Origin of the sequence: Curtobacterium sp. VKM Ac-2852, from assembly GCF_013205045.1 — a bacterium.
In the GTDB taxonomy this organism is placed as follows: domain Bacteria; phylum Actinomycetota; class Actinomycetes; order Actinomycetales; family Microbacteriaceae; genus Curtobacterium; species Curtobacterium flaccumfaciens.
In genome coordinates, this window is the sequence record NZ_JABMLI010000004.1 from 262,013 (window position 1) to 278,980 (window position 16,968).

A 16,968-nucleotide genomic window follows, 5' to 3' on the forward strand; every position below is an offset into this window, starting at 1 on the left:
GGCATTTCGCCCGCTCGCGGATCGGACGCGCTGGACGGGTGACCGAGCACCGGCCACCGGGCCCGAGCACGGGCAGGGGCAGGCACGGGCAGGGCGGGCACAGCGGCACGTGCGGCAGGCACGCAGGGCGGGAATAGGATCGAGGACATGGCAACCGCGAATGACCGCCTCGTCTGGATCGACTGCGAGATGACCGGCCTCGACCTCGAGGTCGACGAACTCGTCGAGGTGGCCGTGGTCATCACCGACTTCGACCTCGAGCCCGTGCACCCCGGCTTCGACATCGTCATCAAGCCCGACCAGTCCGCGCTCGACAACATGAACGAGTTCGTGACGAACATGCACGTCACCTCGGGGCTCCTCGAGGAGATCCCGAACGGCGTGAGCCTGGCGGACGCCGAGTACCAGGTGCTCGAGTACATCCTCCAGCACGTCCCCGCCGAGGGCTCCGCACCCCTGGCCGGCAACACGATCGGCACCGACCGCGCGTTCCTGTCGAAGTACATGCCGCGGGTCGACGGGCACCTGCACTACCGCAGCGTCGACGTGTCGAGCATCAAGGAGCTCTGCCGCCGCTGGTTCCCCCGCGTGTACTTCAACGCACCGGAGAAGCACGGTGGTCACCGGGCCCTGGCGGACATCCTCGAGTCGATCCGCGAGCTCGAGTACTACCGCCGCGCCGGCTTCGTCGCCGAGCCCGGCCCGAGCACCGACGACGTGCGGGCCGTGCAGGCCGACGTCGTGGCGAAGTGGGAGTCACGGCTGGCGCAGCCCGCGTCCGAGTAGCGACACGGGTGGTCCGCACCCCGTCCCGCATGTACTACTATTGAGTGGTCGCGCCGGTCCGCCGGTTCGAACATGGTGGATATAGCTCAGTTGGTAGAGCGCCTGGTTGTGGTCTAGGAGGTCGCGGGTTCGAGACCCGTTATTCACCCCGGTCGAGGGAGAGTCCTGTTGCGTGTGACGCAACCGGGGCTCTCCCTCAGTGTTTGTCTGGGCACCTCCGGCGCCGTGCGGCTTCGCCGCGAGTGGTCAGCCGCGAGTGGTCAACCGCAGGTGCTCAGCCGCGGGCGGCCAGCGCGGTGTGGGACGATCCCTGCGTGATGGAGATGTCCGCCGACGCGTTCGAGCAACTCGTGACCAACGAACTCGACCTGCTGCCCGACGAGATGGTCGACGGGCTCGACAACGTGGTGTTCGTCGTCGAGGACGAGCCGGAGAACGGCGAAGAGCTGTTCGGCGTGTACGACGGCATCGCGGCGACCGAGCGCGGCCAGTACGGCTTCGGCGAACTGCCCGACCGCATCGTCGTGTTCCGGAAGCAGCACCTGGCCGAGTGCGACACCGTCGAGGAGCTCAAGGACGAGGTGCACACCACCCTCGTGCACGAGATCGGCCACTTCTACGGGATCGACGACAAGCGGCTGCACGAGCTCGGCTGGGCGTAGCGGTGAGCCGGAGCGCCGCGGCGCCCGGTGCCCGGGTTTCGGGCTCAGCGACATTCCTCGGGCCCACGGGCGCGAGAACTGTCGCTCACCGCGAAAACTCACGCCACGCCACGCCACGCCCCACCCGGCCCCGCCCCGCCCCACGGCAGCCAGCAGCCCCTCAGAACCGCGTCGGCCCCACCTCGTGGTACTTCTCCCACGCCCCCACCGGCCCCCGCCCGTGCAGCGCGTACTCCCCCACCATCCGCTCCTTGTAGACCGCAGGGTTGTGCGACGCCACCACCCGGGCGTTCCGCCAGTGCCGATCCAGCGCACGCGTCCGGTCGGCCGCGGACGCCCCGCCGACCTCGAACAGCTCGGACGCCGACTGCAGCACCCGCGGCCCGATCTCGACCTGCGCCTGGTACACGGCGTTCTCGGCCGCGTCGAGCACCACGCGGTCGACGCCGGCCCCGGGTTCGTTCGTGGCGACGACCGCGTCGAGCAGCCCCGCGGCGGCGACGACGAGTGACCGGGCGGTGAACGCCCCGGCCGACAGCCGCCCGAGCACCGCGAGCACCTGCGGGTCCTCCCCCGGCACGGCCGCGTTGGCGTGGATGTACGTGCGGGTCCGCGGTCGCACGAAGGCCACGGCGTCGTCGGACACGGCCTGCCCGATCCCGGCGAGGACCGCCAGCAGGTACAGCTGGTAGAAGGCCTGGATGTGCGACAGCGGGGCGTCCCGGTACGCCGACACCACCGACGGGTCGACCGACACCCCGTCGAACACGGTGGTGCCGGACGCGGTCAACCGCTGCCCGAACCCGTCCCAGTCGTCGATGCTCCTGACGCCCGGCGCGGAGGCGTCGACGGCGAACGTCACGCGCTCCCCGTCACGGTCCGCCGCCAGGTAGATCCAGTCCGCGTAGAGCGTGCCGGTCGAGTAGAACTTCCGCCCGTCGAGGCGGAGGGAACCACCAGACGGCGTCACCGTCGTCGAGATGTCGGCCAGGGTCGTCCCGGTCCGCTCCGAGGTCGCGTTCCCGACGATCGCGCCGCCGACGATCCGGTCGAGCCACTCGTCCCGCGACGCCGAGTGCGGCCGCAGCAGCACCAGTTCGGTGTACCCGAAGTGTCCCCGCCACAGGTGCGCGATGTTCGAGTCCGCCGCCGCCAGGTCCGCCACCAGGTGCGCGAGTTCGACCAGCGTCACGCCGAAGCCGCCGCGGTCCTCCGGCACGCGCAGCCGCCCGAACCCCGCGTCAGCGAGCGCCCGGACCTCGGCGTGCGGCAGCGGCCGGTCGCCGGGAGTGCCGGACGCGAGCTCACGCTCGACCGCGCCGTCGCGGATGGTCGCGAACACGGGCGCGAAGCGTTCGCGCAGGGTCGCCAGACGGTCGGCCGGGAGGCCCGTCACGGCTCCGTCGGTCGTCGTCGCGGCCGTCATGCGGGCACCTCCACCGCACGGGTCGCGTCGTCCGGGTGGGTCGCGTCGTCGGGGTGGGCCGCGGTCGCGCCGGCACCGCCCGTGAACGCCCCGCGCCACTGCCTGGCGGGGTGCGAGTCCGGCAGCTTTGCGTGGCCGAAGAGCTTCTCACGCAGCGTGCCCTCGCGGTACTCGGACTGCATCAGCCCGCGCTCCTGCAGGGTCGGTGCGATGTGGTCGACGAACTCCTCGTACGAGCCGGGCAGCGTCCAGTTGATGACGTTGACGCCGTCGACGCCCACCCGCTGCCAGTCGGCGAGCTCGTCGGCGATCTGCTCCGGCGTCCCGACGACCCGGGCGCGGAGCTTGGCGGACAGCCGGGCGAGGTCGGCGATGGTCGGTTCGCGGTCCCCGGCGGCCTCGCGGAGCCACTGCAGGTGCGACTGCCCGGCGTGGGTGCGGACCTCGGACAGCGGGGTGTCCGGGTCGAGGGGCTCGCCGGTGTCCGGGTCGAAGCCGAGGTTCGAGTGCACCAGGAACCCTTCGGCGGCCAGGTACTCGTCGATCTCCGCTTCCTTGGCCTTCGCCTCGGCCTCGGTGGAGCCGGTGACGAAGGTCAGGCCGAGGAAGAACGCGATGTCGTCCCGCTGCCGGCCGGCGGCCTCGGCCAGGTCGCGGGTCTCGCGGATGAGCTGTTCGGTGGCGTCCCGGTTCGAGGTCAGGATGAACTGGGCCTCGGCGTTCCGCGCGGCGAAGGCCCGGCCTGCCGGCGACGACCCCGCCTGGAACAGCACCGGGGTCCGCTGTGGTGACGGTGCCGACAGGTGCGGGCCCTGCACGTCGTAGCGCTTGCCGTGGTGGTCGATGCGGTGCACCCTGTCGGGGTCGGCGTAGCCGCGGACGGGGTCCTTCAGCACGGCACCGTCCTCCCACGAGCCCTCCCAGAGCTTCGCGCAGACCTCGAGGTACTCCTCGGCCCAGACGTAGCGCTCGTCGTGCTCCTCGAGCCGGTCGGCCCCGAAGTTCCGGGCGGCGCTGTCGAGGGCGCTCGTGACGACGTTCCAGCCGATGCGGCCCCGGGTGATGTGGTCGAGCGTGGAGACCTTGCGGGCGAAGTCGAACGGGTGCGCCTGGATGACGCTCGAGGTGAACGCGAGCCCGAGGTGCTCGGTCGACACGGCGAGCGCGGAGAGCAGCACGGAGGGGTCGTTCGAGGGGATCTGCAGCCCCTCGCGCAGGTTGGTCGAGTAGTCGCCGCGACCGGGTCCGTAGGTCCCGACGACGTCGGCGAAGAACATCGCGTCGAACTTGCCGCGCTCGAGGGTCCTCGCCAGGTCGGTCCACAGCGTCACGTCGTCGAAGTCCGCCTGCCGGGCGTCGGGGTGCCGCCACAGGCCGTGCTGGATGTGCGAGGTCGTGTTCATGACGAAGGCCGCGAAGCGCAGCGGGCGGTTCGGTGCATCGCTCATGCGTCCCATCGTGGTCGGCGGGCACCGCACGACGACAGCGACGTGACCTCCCGTTACGCGCGGTGTTCCCCGCGGCCCTGGACGCGACCATGCTCCTGAGGCATGCCGAGCCAGACCACCGTCACCGCGCCTCCAGGCCGTCCCGCCGCACCGTCGACCACCGTGACCCGTCGTCGGGTCGCCCTCGCGTCGTTCGTCGGGACGACCGTTGAGTACTACGACTTCTACCTCTACGCGACGGCCTCGGCGCTGGTGTTCGCACCGACGTTCTTCCCGTCCGTGACGCCGGCCGTCGGGGTCATCGCGTCGTTCGCGACCTACGGCGTCGGGTTCGTGGCGCGGCCGCTCGGCGGTGTGATCGCCGGCCACCTGGGTGACCGGATAGGGCGGAAGAAGCTGCTCGTCGCGTCGCTGGTGCTGATGGGCATCGCGTCCACGTTGATCGGGGTGATCCCGTCCGCCGCGACCATCGGGGTCGGCGCCGTCGTGGCGCTCGTGTTCCTGCGGCTGCTGCAGGGCGTCGCGGCCGGTGCGGAGTGGGGCGGCTCGGCGCTGCTGTCCGTCGAGCACGCTCCGGAACGGCACCGGGGGCTGTTCGGGGCGTTCACGCAGATGGGCTCGGCCGGTGGGATGCTCCTGGCGACCGGGGTCTTCACGCTCGTGCGGTCGCTGCTCGGCACCGAGGCGTTCCTGGCCTGGGGCTGGCGGCTGCCGTTCCTGTTCTCGGCGGTGATCGTGGCGGTCGGGCTCGTCATCCGGCTCGGCGTGCAGGACGCCCCGGTGTTCCAGGAGCTGCGCGCCTCGGGCGGGGTCGAACGGTTCCCGGTGTGGCAGGCGATCCGGCAGCACCCGCGGTCGATCCTGGTGACGGCGGGCCTGCGCCTCGTGCAGCCGGCGCTGTACTCGATCCTGACGACGTACTCGCTGACCTACCTCGGTAACGTGCGCGGGCCATCGGGCTCGGACGCGGGGTTGCAGGCCGTGCTCGTGATCTCGGCGGTGTCGCTCGTGTCGACGCCGTTCTGGGGGTGGCTGTCGGACCGGGTCGGGCGGCGGGTGCTGACGATCTGGTCGGCGGTGGGCATCGCGGTGCTCATCTGGCCGTTCTTCGCGTTCCTCGACGCCGGGCCGCTCGTGCTGCTGCCGCTCGTGGCGCTGATCGGGATGTGCGTGTTCCACGACAGCATCTACGGGCCGCAGGCGGCGTGGTTCGCGGAGCAGTTCCCGACCGGGCGGCGGTACTCGGGGATGTCGCTCGGGTACCAGATCGGGTCGATCTTCTCGGTGGGGCTGACACCGCTGCTCGCCGCGGTGTTCGTGCAGCTCGGGGGCGGGTCGCCGTGGATCCTGTGCGGGTACCTCGGGGTGTACGCGGTGCTGACGATCGTGGCGGCGGTGTTCGCGGTGGATCCGCGGGCGGTGGCGCGGCGGGAGGCGCGGGCGGGGGCGGGCTGACGTTTCGCGCTGGGCGACAGTTCTCGCCTTCCAGAGGCCGTGAGGTGTCGCTGAGCGCGAAACCTCGATGCTCGCCGCGGGGCGGCGCGGGCCCGCGCCCTACGTCCGCAGGACCACGTCGGCCAGGGCGGCCGGGTCCTCGGCGGCGATGAAGGCCTGTTCCTGCGCGGCCCAGCGGTCCCACTCGCGTGCGAAGACCTCGCCGTCGCGTCCGATCGCCCGGTCCCACCGCACGGCGTCGTCGGCCTCGAGCCACACCCGCAGGGACGCCAGCGGTGCCGACGCCCGGGACAACGCCCCGCACCCCTCGACCACGATCGGCAGGTCGGGGTCCACCGACGCCCAGTCCGCGGGCGCGTCGGCCGCCCAGTCCCAGCGTCGAAACCCGCTCGGCGCTCCGAGGACGTCCGTCACCACGGCATCGGCAGCCGCACGCAGGCCGTCCCACCCCGGGTACAGGTCGTCCAGGTGCACGAGCTGCGCACCGAGCTGCTCTGAGACCTGTACTCCGAGGGTGGTCTTGCCCGTGCCGGACCGGCCGTCGATGAGCACGACGGCGCGCCGACCCGTGGCAGCGGCGACACCGGCAGCAGCAGCGGCCAGGCCGGGGGCGAGGTCACCGGCGGTCGTACCCGTCGCGCGCTCGCCGTCCGTCGTGCCGGCTGCCGGCGTCGCGTCAGGCACGCCACGTCCCCACGCTCACCGCGACGGCGATCGACACCACGCCGATGCCGACCAGCACCGCCACCATCGCCCACTCCGGCCCGGCGAACCGTGCGACCCGCGCCCAGGTCCGCCGTCCGGGAGCACCGAACCCCCGTGACTCCATCGCCACCGCCAACGTCGTCGCCCGGCGCAACGCGAGCACGAGCAGCGCGAACGCCATGGTCGCTCCGCGGCGGAGCCGTCCGGAGTCGGCGAGTCCTCGGGCGCGCCGGGCCATCGCGAGCTGTCGCCAGTCGTCGACGAGCAAGGTCATCATCCGGACGGCGGCGAGCGCTCCGAGCACGAACCGCGCGGGCAGCTGGAGCACCTGCGCGAGCCCGTCGGCCAGGTCGGTCGGGTCGACCCGTACGAAGAGCGCGATGGCCGGCACACCCACCGCGACGACCCGGAGTGCCGTCGCCAACGCGAGTGTGAGCGACCCGTCGGTGACGTGCGCGAACCCGAGGTCGAACCACTCCCGCCCCGAGGGCCTGCCGTACAGCGCGATGCTCACCGCCGTCAGCGGCACCGCGACGAGCACCGGTGCGAGTCGGAGCAGCAGGGTCCGGACCGGCAGGCGCAGGAGTGGCAAGAGCGCGAGTTCGAGCGCCAGGGCGACGGCGGCGGAGACGACGTCGAGGCTGAGCACCAGGCAGACGCCGAGGGCGAGCACACCGATCAGGGAGGCGACCGGCTGGACGCCGGGGATGCCGGTCGCGCGGGCCGGCAGCGGTCGTCGCGCCGGGTCCGTTTCGTCGGTTCCGTCCGCCACGTCCGCCCCATCCGCCGCGTCCGTCCGGTCGTCCGTGTCGGTCCGGTCTGGAGGCCCGGGGCGGCGTCCGGCTGTCGGTCCCGTCTCCGGGGCGGTCGCGACCGACGGCCCCTGGTCGCGCCCGACGGTCCGGGCGCCGTCCGGCCCGAGCACGACCTCGTCGGCGTCCAGTGCCCGGACGAGATCGCGGTCGTGGGTGACCGCCACCACCGCGGTGCCGGCGTCAGCCAGGGCCCCGAGCCGCCCGACGACGGCTTGCCACGTGGCTCGGTCCTGCCCGGAGGTCGGTTCGTCGAGCACGACGACCGGCGGCCGGGCGGCGATGACCGAAGCGATCGCGAGTCGTCGTTGTTCGCCCCCGGACAGGGTGAAGGGGTTGGCGTCGGCCAGGTGTGCCAGCCCGAACTCGTCGAGCAGCGCTGTGGCTCGTTCGGCGGCGTCAGGCGCATCGAGTGCGCTGGGGCCGGCCTCGACCTCCTCGCGGACGGAGCGGGCGACGAACTGGTGCTCGGGGTCCTGGAACACCGTGCCGATCCGGGCGGCGAGTTCGCGGCTCGTCCAGGTGTGCGGCGCTGCGCCGAGACCGTCGGCGAGGGTGTCGGTGGCGCTGAGCTCGCCGGCGGCCGGTGCCAGCAGGCCCGCGAGGGTCAGCCCGAGCGTCGACTTGCCGACGCCGTTCGGGCCGGTGACCGCGAGGACCTGCCCTGCCCGGAGCCCGAGGTCGATGCCGTTCCCGACCGCTTGCTTCCCCCGTGCCGTGCCGAGCCCCCGGGCTTCGAGCAGCACCGCCGCCTCGCCGCGCTTCCCCGCGCTGGTCTCTCCCTCGCCGCGCTCCCCCGCGCCGAGCGGGCGGAATGCCGCGGTCGCCCCGCCGGACGTCCCGGGCATTTCGCCCGCTCGTCCGCGCGACGTCATCTCACGCGCTCCCTCGTCGAGCGCCGCCTCGCCGCGCTCTCCCTCGCCGAGCGGGCGGAATGCCGCGGTCGCCCCGCTGGACGCTCCGGGCATTTCGCCCGCTCGTCCGAGCGCACGCGGCAGCCGCCGAGCCGAACCACGCGCCGGCTCGGCACCGGGCACCCAGACCCCGGCCGCCGTGAGCACCTCGCCGTGGTCCGCCAGCACCCGGGCCGGCGGACCGTCCGCGACCACGCCGCCGCCCGGTTCGAGCAGCACGAGCCGATCGACCAGGTCCAGCCAGGTGCCGATCCGGTGCTCCACCACGAGCAGCGTCGCCCCGGTCTCGTCGAGCAGCGCCCGGACGGCGTCGTGCACCTGCGCCACGCCGTCCGGGTCGAGGTTCGCGCAGGGTTCGTCGAGCACGAGCGCACCCGGCCGCATCGCGAGCACGCCCGCGAGCGCCAACCGCTGCCGCTGCCCACCGGACAGCTGCGCGGTGGAACGGTCGAGCGGCAGGTCGAGGCCGACGACGTCGAGCGCCGTCCGCACCCGGTCCCAGGTCTCGTCGCGGGGGACGCCGGCGTTCTCGCAGCCGAAGGCCACGTCGTCGCCGACGCGGGACATCACGGTGTGTGCCTCGGGGTCCTGCATGACGAGACCGACACGCCCGCGGACCGCGCGGGGGTCGGCCTGGTCGACAAGGAGTGTCCCCTGCACCGAAGCAGCGGTGTCGTCGGTGGCGTCGGGCTCGTCGGGCAGCACGCCGGCCACCGCTCGCAGGAGCGTCGACTTGCCGGCACCGGACGGCCCGACGACGGCGACCCGCTCCCCCGGCTCGACGGTCAGGTCGACGTCACGGACGGCCCAGGCGTCTCGCTCCGGGTACCGCCAGCCCCAGCCGCGGAACACGATGCGCGCCCCGCGGACGCCGGCACCTGCGCCGGCGTCGCCGCCGGTGGAAGGGGACGTCGCCGACGGAGCGCGCACGGTCACACCAGGGCGCGGGGCTCGCGGCGGCTGTGCTCACGGCCGGCCGCGAAGGACGACAGCACCCCGGTGCGGGCGAGAGCCCGGACGATCAGCCACGAGCCCGCCCCCGCGATCACGGCACCGGAGATGACCGCACAGATCACGTAGACGACCTTGAAGGCGACGTCGAGCCCCGGGTACCAGAGGACGGTGTCGTTGATGCCGAGCGCGAGTCCGGCCGCGGCACCGGCGAGCACGACGACCGGCAGGCGGTAGACGCGGTACAGGAACAGCGCGAGGACGATCTCGGCGCCGAGACCCTGGACGAGTCCGGCCTCGAGCGTGAGCCATCCCCACTGGGTGCCGAACAACGCCTCGACCGAGGCGGCGACCATCTCGCCGTAGAGCGCGGCGCCGGGCTTGCGGACGACGATCGCGACGATCGGACCGGCGAGCAGCCAGACCCCGCCGAACAGGGCCTTCGTGCCGGGGAGCACGAGGTCCATGACGGCGCTGATGGGCTCGTAGCCGAACTCCCAGAGCCGGAAGACGACTCCGAGGGCCACCGCGAGGACACTCGCGACGACGATGTCGACGACCCGCCAACGCAGCGATCGCCGCGGAGCGGTGGTGACGGTTGTGGACGTGCCTGAAGGCATGCTGCTGACTCCTCCCTGCGCCGGCATGATCCGGATCAGGTTCGACGGTCGGAGCGCCGATCGCTCCCTCTCAGCCCGGCGGTCCCGGACTCCCGTGTGTGTGCCAGCAGTCTAGACGCGGTCGCGACCGCGTGACGGACGGGAGGCCCGTGGCGGCGTCGCCACGGGCCTCCCGTTGCGTCAGGTGGTCACTTCTTGAGCGCGCGCACCAGCTTGCGGAGGACACGCCCGGCCACCCACACGAAGGGGATGCCGACGACGATCAGCGAGATCGGGTTCGGCTCGAACACGAGGTCCTTGCCCGGCCGGCGGACGTAGGCGCCGACGGGGGCCGACAGGCCACCGCCACCGCCGCCACCGTTCTCGTCGTCCCCGCCGCCTCCGAAGCCGAACCAGCTGACGGACACGGGGATGAGGGTCTGGTCGCCGACCTCGACGGGTTCTCCGTAGTTCGTGGAGACCCCGAGCGGGCGGACCTGGTCTGCGATCTTCGAGACGATGTTGGCCATGCGCGCGACGCTACTCGTCCGTTCCTCCACAGGCCGCGGGGCGCATCACGCATCCACAGCTGGGCCTTGTCTGCGGACGCGGACGAGCGCCGCCGATATGTTGGCCGCACCCACACCTGGAGGACCGTTTGCACACCTGGCCCGGAAACCCGTACCCGCTCGGGGCGACCTACGACGGGAGCGGCACGAACTTCGCGCTGTTCTCCGAGGTCGCCGAGCGCGTCGAACTGTGTCTGTTCGATTCCGACGGCAACGAAGAATGCGTCCGCCTGCTCGAGGTGGACGCCTACGTCTGGCACGCGTACCTCCCCAACATCGGCCCCGGGCAGCAGTACGGCTTCCGCGTGCACGGTCCGTACGACCCGGACTCCGGCGCGCGCTGCAACCCGTCGAAGCTCCTGCTCGACCCGTACGCCAAGGCGACCAGCGGCGAGATCGACTGGGACCAGTCGCTCTTCTCGTACACGTTCGGCGACCCGGACTCGACCAACGACGAGGACTCCGCGTCGCACATGATGAAGGGCGTCGTGATCAACCCCTTCTTCGACTGGCAGGGGGACCGTCCGCCGCGCACGCCGTACGGCGAGACCGTCATCTACGAAGCACACGTCAAGGGGCTCACCGAGACCCACCCGGACGTGCCGGAAGAGCAGCGCGGCACCTACGCCGGCGTCGCCCACCCGGCGGTCATCGAGCACCTGCAGCGCCTCGGCATCACCACGCTCGAGCTCATGCCGGTGCACCAGTTCGTGAACGACTCGACCCTGCAGGACAAGGGGCTGTCGAACTACTGGGGCTACAACACCATCGGCTTCTTCGCGCCGCACTCGGCGTACTCGTCGTCGGGCGACCAGGGCCAGCAGGTCCAGGAGTTCAAGACGATGGTGCGCGAGCTGCACCGCGCCGGCATCGAGGTCGTCCTCGACGTCGTCTACAACCACACCGCCGAGGGCAACCACCTCGGCCCGACGCTGTCGTTCCGCGGCATCGACAACGCGGCCTACTACCGCCTGGTCGACGACGACAAGAAGTTCTACATGGACTACACGGGCACGGGGAACTCGCTCAACGTCGGGCACCCGCACTCGCTGCAGCTCATCCTCGACTCGCTCCGCTACTGGGTGACCGAGATGCACGTCGACGGGTTCCGCTTCGACCTCGCCTCGGCACTGGCCCGCGAGTTCTACGAGGTCGACCGGCTGTCGGCCTTCTTCGAGCTGGTGCAGCAGGACCCGATCGTGTCGCAGGTCAAGCTCATCGCCGAGCCGTGGGACGTCGGCCCCGGTGGCTACCAGGTCGGCAACTTCCCGCCCCAGTGGTCCGAGTGGAACGGCAAGTACCGCGACACCGTCCGTGACTTCTGGCGCGGTGAGTCGTCGACGCTCGGTGAGTTCGCCTCGCGGATCTCCGGCTCGGCCGACCTGTACGAGCACGACGGCCGCACGCCCAAGGCGAGCATCAACTTCATCACCGCGCACGACGGCTTCACGCTGTACGACCTGGTGGCCTACAACGAGAAGCACAACGAGGCCAACGGCGAGGACAACAACGACGGCGAGAGCCACAACCGGTCGTGGAACTCCGGAGCCGAGGGCCCGACCGACGACGAGGCCGTGAACGCCCTGCGGCTGCAGCGTCGCCGGAACTTCCTGGCGACCCTGCTCCTGAGCCAGGGTGTGCCGATGATCGCGCACGGCGACGAGCTCGGCCGGTCGCAGTCCGGCAACAACAACGTCTACGCGCAGGACTCCGAGCTCAGCTGGATCGACTGGGACAGCGCGGACGAGGACCTCATCCAGTTCACCGCCGACGTGGTGAAGCTGCGGCACGACCACCCCACGTTCCGCCGGACCCGGTACTTCAACGGCCGTCCGGTCCGACGTGGCGAGGGCGAGCCGCTGCCCGACGTGGTGTGGCTGACCCCCTCGGGCGACGCGATGGACCCCGAGGACTGGGACTCCGGCTTCGGCAAGAGCGTCGGCATGTACCTGAACGGCGAGGGCATCCGCGGACGCGACGCCCGTGGTGAGCGCGTCACCGACGTCGGCTTCATCACGTACTTCAACGCCCACGACGACGTCGTGACCTTCACGCTCCCACCCGAGGAGTACTCCCCCGGCTGGACCGTCCGGATCGACACCGCCGACCCCGGCGCCCGCGACGAGGTGCTCGACGCGGGTACCCCGCTCGACGTCCCCGCCCGGTCGATGATCGTGCTGCGTGCCGAACCCGACCACGAGGTCACCAGCACCCCGGTCGACGCCGAGCAGGACGGCGCCCCCGCACCGGACGCCCCGCAGGACGCCGTCACACCGGTGAACCCGGCCGGTTCCACCGCACCGAGCGGAACCGCCCGATGACCGCCGGAACGCCCGGCGCAGCGAACCGCGTCCCCGCGTCGACCTACCGGCTGCAGGTCTCGGCCGACTTCGACCTCGATGCCGCACGCGACCTGGTCGACTACGTGCACGACCTCGGCGCCGACTGGCTGTACCTGTCGCCGGTGCTGCAGGCCGAGTCCGGGTCGAACCACGGCTACGACGTGGTCGACCACACGCGGGTCGACACCGACCGTGGTGGCGACCAGGCGATGCGGGCGTTGGCCGAGGCCGCGCACGCCGTCGGCCTCGGGGTCATCGTCGACGTGGTGCCGAACCACGTCGGCGTCGCGACCCCCGAGTCGAACCCGTGGTGGTGGTCCCTGCTCGAACTCGGGCAGGGCTCCCCCGTGGCCTGGGCCTTCGACGTGGACTGGGAAGCCGGCGACGGCAAGCTCCGCGTCCCCGTGCTCGACGACCGGCTGCTCGACGCCGTCACGCTCGACACGTCCGACGCCGAGCGTCCGGTGCTCCGCGTCGGCGAGACCGCGTACCCGACCGCCCCCGGAACGGTGCACGACGGCGACACCGTCGAGACCGTGCACGACCGCCAGCACTACGCGTTCGTGCACTGGAAGCGCGCCGACCACGACCTGAACTACCGCCGGTTCTTCGCGGTGAACACCCTCGCGGCGATCCGCGTCGAGGAGCCCGAGGTCTTCGCGGCCTCGCACGGGGTCATCGGCGGCTGGTTCCGCGACGGACTCGTCGACGGCCTGCGCATCGACCACCCGGACGGTCTGTACGACCCGGCGGGCTACCTGCAGGACCTGGCGGAGCTGACCGGCGGGGCCTACACCCTCGTCGAGAAGATCCTCGAGCCGGGCGAGCAGCTGCCGAGTTCGTGGCCGGTCGACGGCACCACCGGGTACGACGCCCTCGGGGTGCTCGACCGCGTGTTCGTCGACCCCGCGGGCGAGCAGGCGCTGACCGCGGCGTCGGGCGCCGAACCGACCGACTGGCAGCAGCTCACGCACGACACCCGACGGGGCATCGCGGACGGCATCCTCGGCAGCGAGGTCGAGCGGCTCGCACGCCTGCTCGCACCGAGCGCCGTGACGGAGACGATCACGCACGAGCGGGTCGTCGACGCGGTCGCCGAGATCGTGGCCTCGTTCGACGTGTACCGCACGTACCTGCCCGAGGGCGCCCACCACCTCATCACCGCGCTCGAGCGCGCCGCCGAGGCCCGCCCGGACCTCGACGACGTCATCGACCGGATCGCACCGGCACTCGTCGACCCGACGAACGCGGCAGCGGTCCGACTGCAGCAGACCAGCGGCATGGTGATGGCGAAGGGCGTCGAGGACACGGCGTTCTACCGCACCTCGCGCCTGTCGTCCCTGAGCGAGGTCGGCGGCGACCCGAGCGTCTTCGCGGTCTCAGTCGCGGACTTCCACCAGGCCCAGCGCGAACGGCTCGGCAGCTGGCCGCACACCATGACGACGCTCACCACGCACGACACGAAGCGCAGCGAGGACACCCGCGCCCGCATCGCCGTGCTGGCCGAGCTCGGCGACGAGTGGGCCGCCACCCTCGAGCGTCTGCAGTCGCTCGTGCCGTTGCAGGACCGCGTGTTCGCCGACCTGCTCTGGCAGGCGATCGTCGGCGCCCGGCCCGCGAGCCGTGAGCGTCTGCACGCGTACGCCGAGAAGGCCTCCCGCGAAGCCGGTGACAGCACCACCTGGACCGAGCCCGACGAGGCGTTCGAGCAGCAGATGCACGCGATCGTGGACGCCGCGTTCGACGACCCGGACGTGGTCGCCGTGCTCGACGCCCTCGACGAGCAGATCGACGCCGCCGGGTGGTCGAACGGCCTCGCCCAGAAGCTCGTGCAGCTCACCGCCCCGGGTGTTCCCGACGTCTACCAGGGCACCGAGTTCTGGGACCGCTCGCTCGTCGACCCCGACAACCGTCGTCCGGTCGACTACGCCGAGCGGCGTCACGTGCTCGCCGAGCTCGACGGCCCGGACGACGACGGCCCCGAGGACCTGCCGACCATCGGAATCGACGGTGCCGCGAAGCTCCTGGTCACGACCCGCGCACTGCGCATCCGTCGGGACCACCCGGAGCTGTTCACCCGGTACCTGGAGCTCGAGGCCACCGGCAGCGCGGCCGACCACGTCATCGCGTTCGACCGCGGCGGTGCCGTGACGATCGCGACGCGTCTGCCGATCGGCCTCGGCCGCGTCGGCGGTTGGGGCGACACCCTGGTGCACGCCGTCCCCGTCGAGCGCATCGACCTGCTCACCGGCCGACGCGTCCCCGCCGACCGCGGGATCGCGCTGGCCGACCTGCTCACCACCTACCCGGTCGCGCTCCTCGTGCCCGCCGACGCGGTCGGTGCAGCCGGCCACGCCGACGCGGTGACCGCCGTGTCCGACGCGAGCGGTGCCTCCCGGCCCGCCGCCGGCCGCACGCCGGACGCCACCGAGACCGACGCGCAGGCCGAGATCGACATCCTGGAGGGTCACGCATGACCGCACCTGACCGTTACGCCGTCTGGGCGCCCGAGCCGGACCGGGTCCGGCTCGTCGTCGACGACGTCGAGTACCCGCTCACCAAGGGCGACGACGACTGGTGGTCCACCGACGCCGTGATGCCGGTCGTCGGCGCACGGTACGGGTTCCGCATCGGCGACGACGACGCGGTCCGACCGGACCCGCGCAGCCGCTACCAGCCCGAGGGCGTGCACGGCCCGTCCGAGGTCGTCGACCCCGCACGGTTCGCGTGGACCGACGAGTCGTGGACCGGACGCCCGGCCCGCGGCGCCGTGATCTACGAGATGCACGTCGGCACCTACACACCCGAGGGCACGCTCGACGCCGCCGCCCAGAAGCTGGACCACCTGGTCGAGCTCGGGGTCGAGTTCGTCGAGCTGCTCCCCGTCAACGCCGTCAACGGCGAGTGGAACTGGGGCTACGACGGGGTCGGCTGGTTCTCCGTGCACGCCCCGTACGGCGGCCCGGACGCCTACGACCGGTTCGTCGACACGGCGCACGCGCTGGGGCTCGGGGTCATCCAGGACGTCGTCTACAACCACCTCGGACCGAGCGGCAACTACCTGCCGCTGTACGGCCCGTACCTGCTGGCCGGGCTCGGCAACACCTGGGGTGACTCGGTGAACGTCGAGCACCCCGAGGTGCGCCGGTACGTGCTCGACAACGTGCGCATGTGGTTCCGCGACCACCACGTCGACGGGCTCCGGCTCGACGCCGTGCACGCGATCCGCGACACCACCCGCCCGCACGTGCTGGCCTCGATGGCCGACGAGACCGACGCCTACTCGTCCTTCATCGGGCGTCCGCTGTCGCTGATCGCGGAGTCCGACCTCAACGATCCGGTGATGTTCCGCCCGCGCGAGGCCGCCGGGTACGGCCTCACCGGGCAGTGGTCGGACGACTTCCACCACGCCGTGCACGTGGCGCTCACCGGCGAGACGAACGGCTACTACGCCGACTTCGCTCCGCTGTCGGCGTTGGCGAAGGTGCTCGAGGACGGCTTCTTCCACGACGGCACCTGGTCGTCGTTCCGCGGCAAGCGGCACGGCCGGCCGATCGACCGCGGGACCTCCCCCGCGACGGCCCTGGTCGTCGCGAACCAGAACCACGACCAGATCGGCAACCGCGCCGCCGGCGACCGGCTCGCCGCGACGCTCGACGACGAGGGGCTCGTGATCGCCGCGGCCCTGACGCTGCTCGGGCCGTTCACGCCGATGCTGTTCATGGGCGAGGAGTTCGCGGCCTCGACACCGTGGCAGTTCTTCACCTCGCACCCGGAGCCCGAGCTCGGCAAGGCCACCGCCGAGGGGCGCATCGCCGAGTTCGCCGAGCACGGGTGGGACGAGTCAGCGGTGCCGGACCCGCAGGACCCGACGACGTTCACCAACTCCAAGCTCGACTGGGCCGACGTCAGCTCGGAGCGCGGTGCGGCGATCCTGCGTGCCTACCGGGTGCTCATCGCCCTGCGGCGCACCGACCAGGCGTTCGTCGACCACCGCTACGAGGCGAACGCCGTCCGCTTCAGCGAGGACCGGCGTTGGCTGGTGCTCACCCGCGGGCTGCTCGGCCCCGATGTGGCTCCGGTGCACGTCGTGGTGAACTTCGCCGACGACGCAGCCGAGGTCCCGGTGCCCGACGCCGTGGGCGAGGAGCTCTACGGCTTCGGCGCGACCGAGGTGGACGCCGGCGTCGTCCGGTTCCGCGGCCGCGGCGTGGTCGTGCTGCGCTAGCCGACCGCGTGCTGCGCGAGCCAACCGCGAGCCGCAGCTCCGCACGCACGAACTCCGCACGCACGAACGGC

12 protein-coding genes, 1 tRNA gene, 1 pseudogene and 1 riboswitch are annotated in these 16,968 nt (G+C 72.1%); of the genes and pseudogenes, 7 read left to right on the plus strand and 7 right to left on the minus strand.

Annotation, left to right across the window (positions count from 1 at the left end):
* The first annotated feature begins 147 nt into the window (after positions 1-147).
* From orn to HQQ79_RS16315, 3 genes are all read left to right on the plus strand, one after another.
* Positions 148-786, plus strand: coding sequence for an oligoribonuclease (gene orn / locus HQQ79_RS16305; RefSeq protein WP_173035672.1), 639 nt, complete (start codon positions 148-150; stop codon positions 784-786).
* Between the two features lie 75 nt (positions 787-861).
* A tRNA-His gene (locus HQQ79_RS16310) sits at positions 862-934 on the plus strand.
* Between the two features lie 169 nt (positions 935-1,103).
* Positions 1,104-1,448 carry a metallopeptidase family protein gene (locus HQQ79_RS16315; RefSeq protein ID WP_254066356.1) on the plus strand — a complete coding sequence of 115 codons (345 nt, stop codon included), beginning with the start codon at positions 1,104-1,106 and terminating at the stop codon, positions 1,446-1,448.
* Between the two features lie 160 nt (positions 1,449-1,608).
* On the opposite strand, the gene HQQ79_RS16320 is transcribed toward HQQ79_RS16315, so the two are convergent.
* The gene (locus tag HQQ79_RS16320) at positions 1,609-2,874 is read right to left on the minus strand and encodes an acyl-CoA dehydrogenase family protein (RefSeq protein ID WP_173035676.1); all 1,266 of its coding nucleotides are present in this window, start codon (positions 2,872-2,874) and stop codon (positions 1,609-1,611) included.
* Positions 2,871-4,322 carry an LLM class flavin-dependent oxidoreductase gene (locus HQQ79_RS16325; RefSeq protein WP_173035678.1) on the minus strand — a complete coding sequence of 484 codons (1,452 nt, stop codon included), beginning with the start codon at positions 4,320-4,322 and terminating at the stop codon, positions 2,871-2,873. The genes HQQ79_RS16320 and HQQ79_RS16325 overlap by 4 nt, the downstream gene beginning before the upstream one ends.
* Before the next feature lie 102 nt (positions 4,323-4,424).
* On the opposite strand from HQQ79_RS16325, the gene HQQ79_RS16330 reads away from it, so the two are divergent.
* On the plus strand, positions 4,425-5,777 hold the full coding sequence (locus HQQ79_RS16330) for an MFS transporter (RefSeq protein ID WP_173035680.1): 1,353 nt from the start codon (positions 4,425-4,427) through the stop codon (positions 5,775-5,777).
* A gap of 99 nt (positions 5,778-5,876) precedes the next feature.
* Here the strand turns inward: HQQ79_RS16330 and HQQ79_RS16335 are convergent, their stop codons facing one another.
* From HQQ79_RS16335 to HQQ79_RS16350, 5 genes and pseudogenes are all read right to left on the minus strand, one after another.
* On the minus strand, positions 5,877-6,461 hold the full coding sequence (locus HQQ79_RS16335) for an ATP-binding protein (RefSeq protein WP_367948118.1): 585 nt from the start codon (positions 6,459-6,461) through the stop codon (positions 5,877-5,879).
* Positions 6,454-7,407 (minus strand): energy-coupling factor transporter transmembrane protein EcfT, encoded by a 954-nt coding sequence (locus HQQ79_RS18765; protein WP_367948122.1) that lies wholly within the window; start codon positions 7,405-7,407, stop codon positions 6,454-6,456. Before HQQ79_RS18765 ends, HQQ79_RS16335 begins: the two co-directional genes overlap by 8 nt.
* A gap of 9 nt (positions 7,408-7,416) precedes the next feature.
* Positions 7,417-9,063: pseudogene (locus HQQ79_RS18770) on the minus strand (ABC transporter ATP-binding protein); the annotation flags it as partial.
* A 77-nt stretch (positions 9,064-9,140) separates the two neighbouring features.
* On the minus strand, positions 9,141-9,779 hold the full coding sequence (locus HQQ79_RS16345) for an ECF transporter S component (protein ID WP_027464637.1): 639 nt from the start codon (positions 9,777-9,779) through the stop codon (positions 9,141-9,143).
* Positions 9,774-9,885: riboswitch (TPP riboswitch) on the minus strand. Its footprint overlaps the gene before it by 6 nt.
* Before the next feature lie 82 nt (positions 9,886-9,967).
* Entirely contained in the window at positions 9,968-10,288 is a 321-nt protein-coding gene (locus tag HQQ79_RS16350) for a hypothetical protein (protein WP_027464636.1), read from the minus strand.
* A gap of 128 nt (positions 10,289-10,416) precedes the next feature.
* Here HQQ79_RS16350 and glgX point away from each other — a divergent pair, with 128 nt between their 5' ends.
* Genes glgX through treZ form a run of 3 tightly spaced genes read left to right on the plus strand, consistent with a single transcriptional unit; the run spans position 10,417 to position 16,897 of the window.
* On the plus strand, positions 10,417-12,648 hold the full coding sequence (glgX, locus tag HQQ79_RS16355; protein ID WP_071246620.1) for a glycogen debranching protein GlgX: 2,232 nt from the start codon (positions 10,417-10,419) through the stop codon (positions 12,646-12,648).
* Positions 12,645-15,146, plus strand: a complete 2,502-nt coding sequence (gene treY, locus HQQ79_RS16360; protein WP_173035684.1) for a malto-oligosyltrehalose synthase — start codon at positions 12,645-12,647, stop codon at positions 15,144-15,146. Before glgX ends, treY begins: the two co-directional genes overlap by 4 nt.
* Positions 15,143-16,897, plus strand: a complete 1,755-nt coding sequence (gene treZ, locus HQQ79_RS16365) for a malto-oligosyltrehalose trehalohydrolase (RefSeq protein WP_173035686.1) — start codon at positions 15,143-15,145, stop codon at positions 16,895-16,897. The genes treY and treZ overlap by 4 nt, the downstream gene beginning before the upstream one ends.
* Positions 16,898-16,968: the final 71 nt, after the last annotated feature.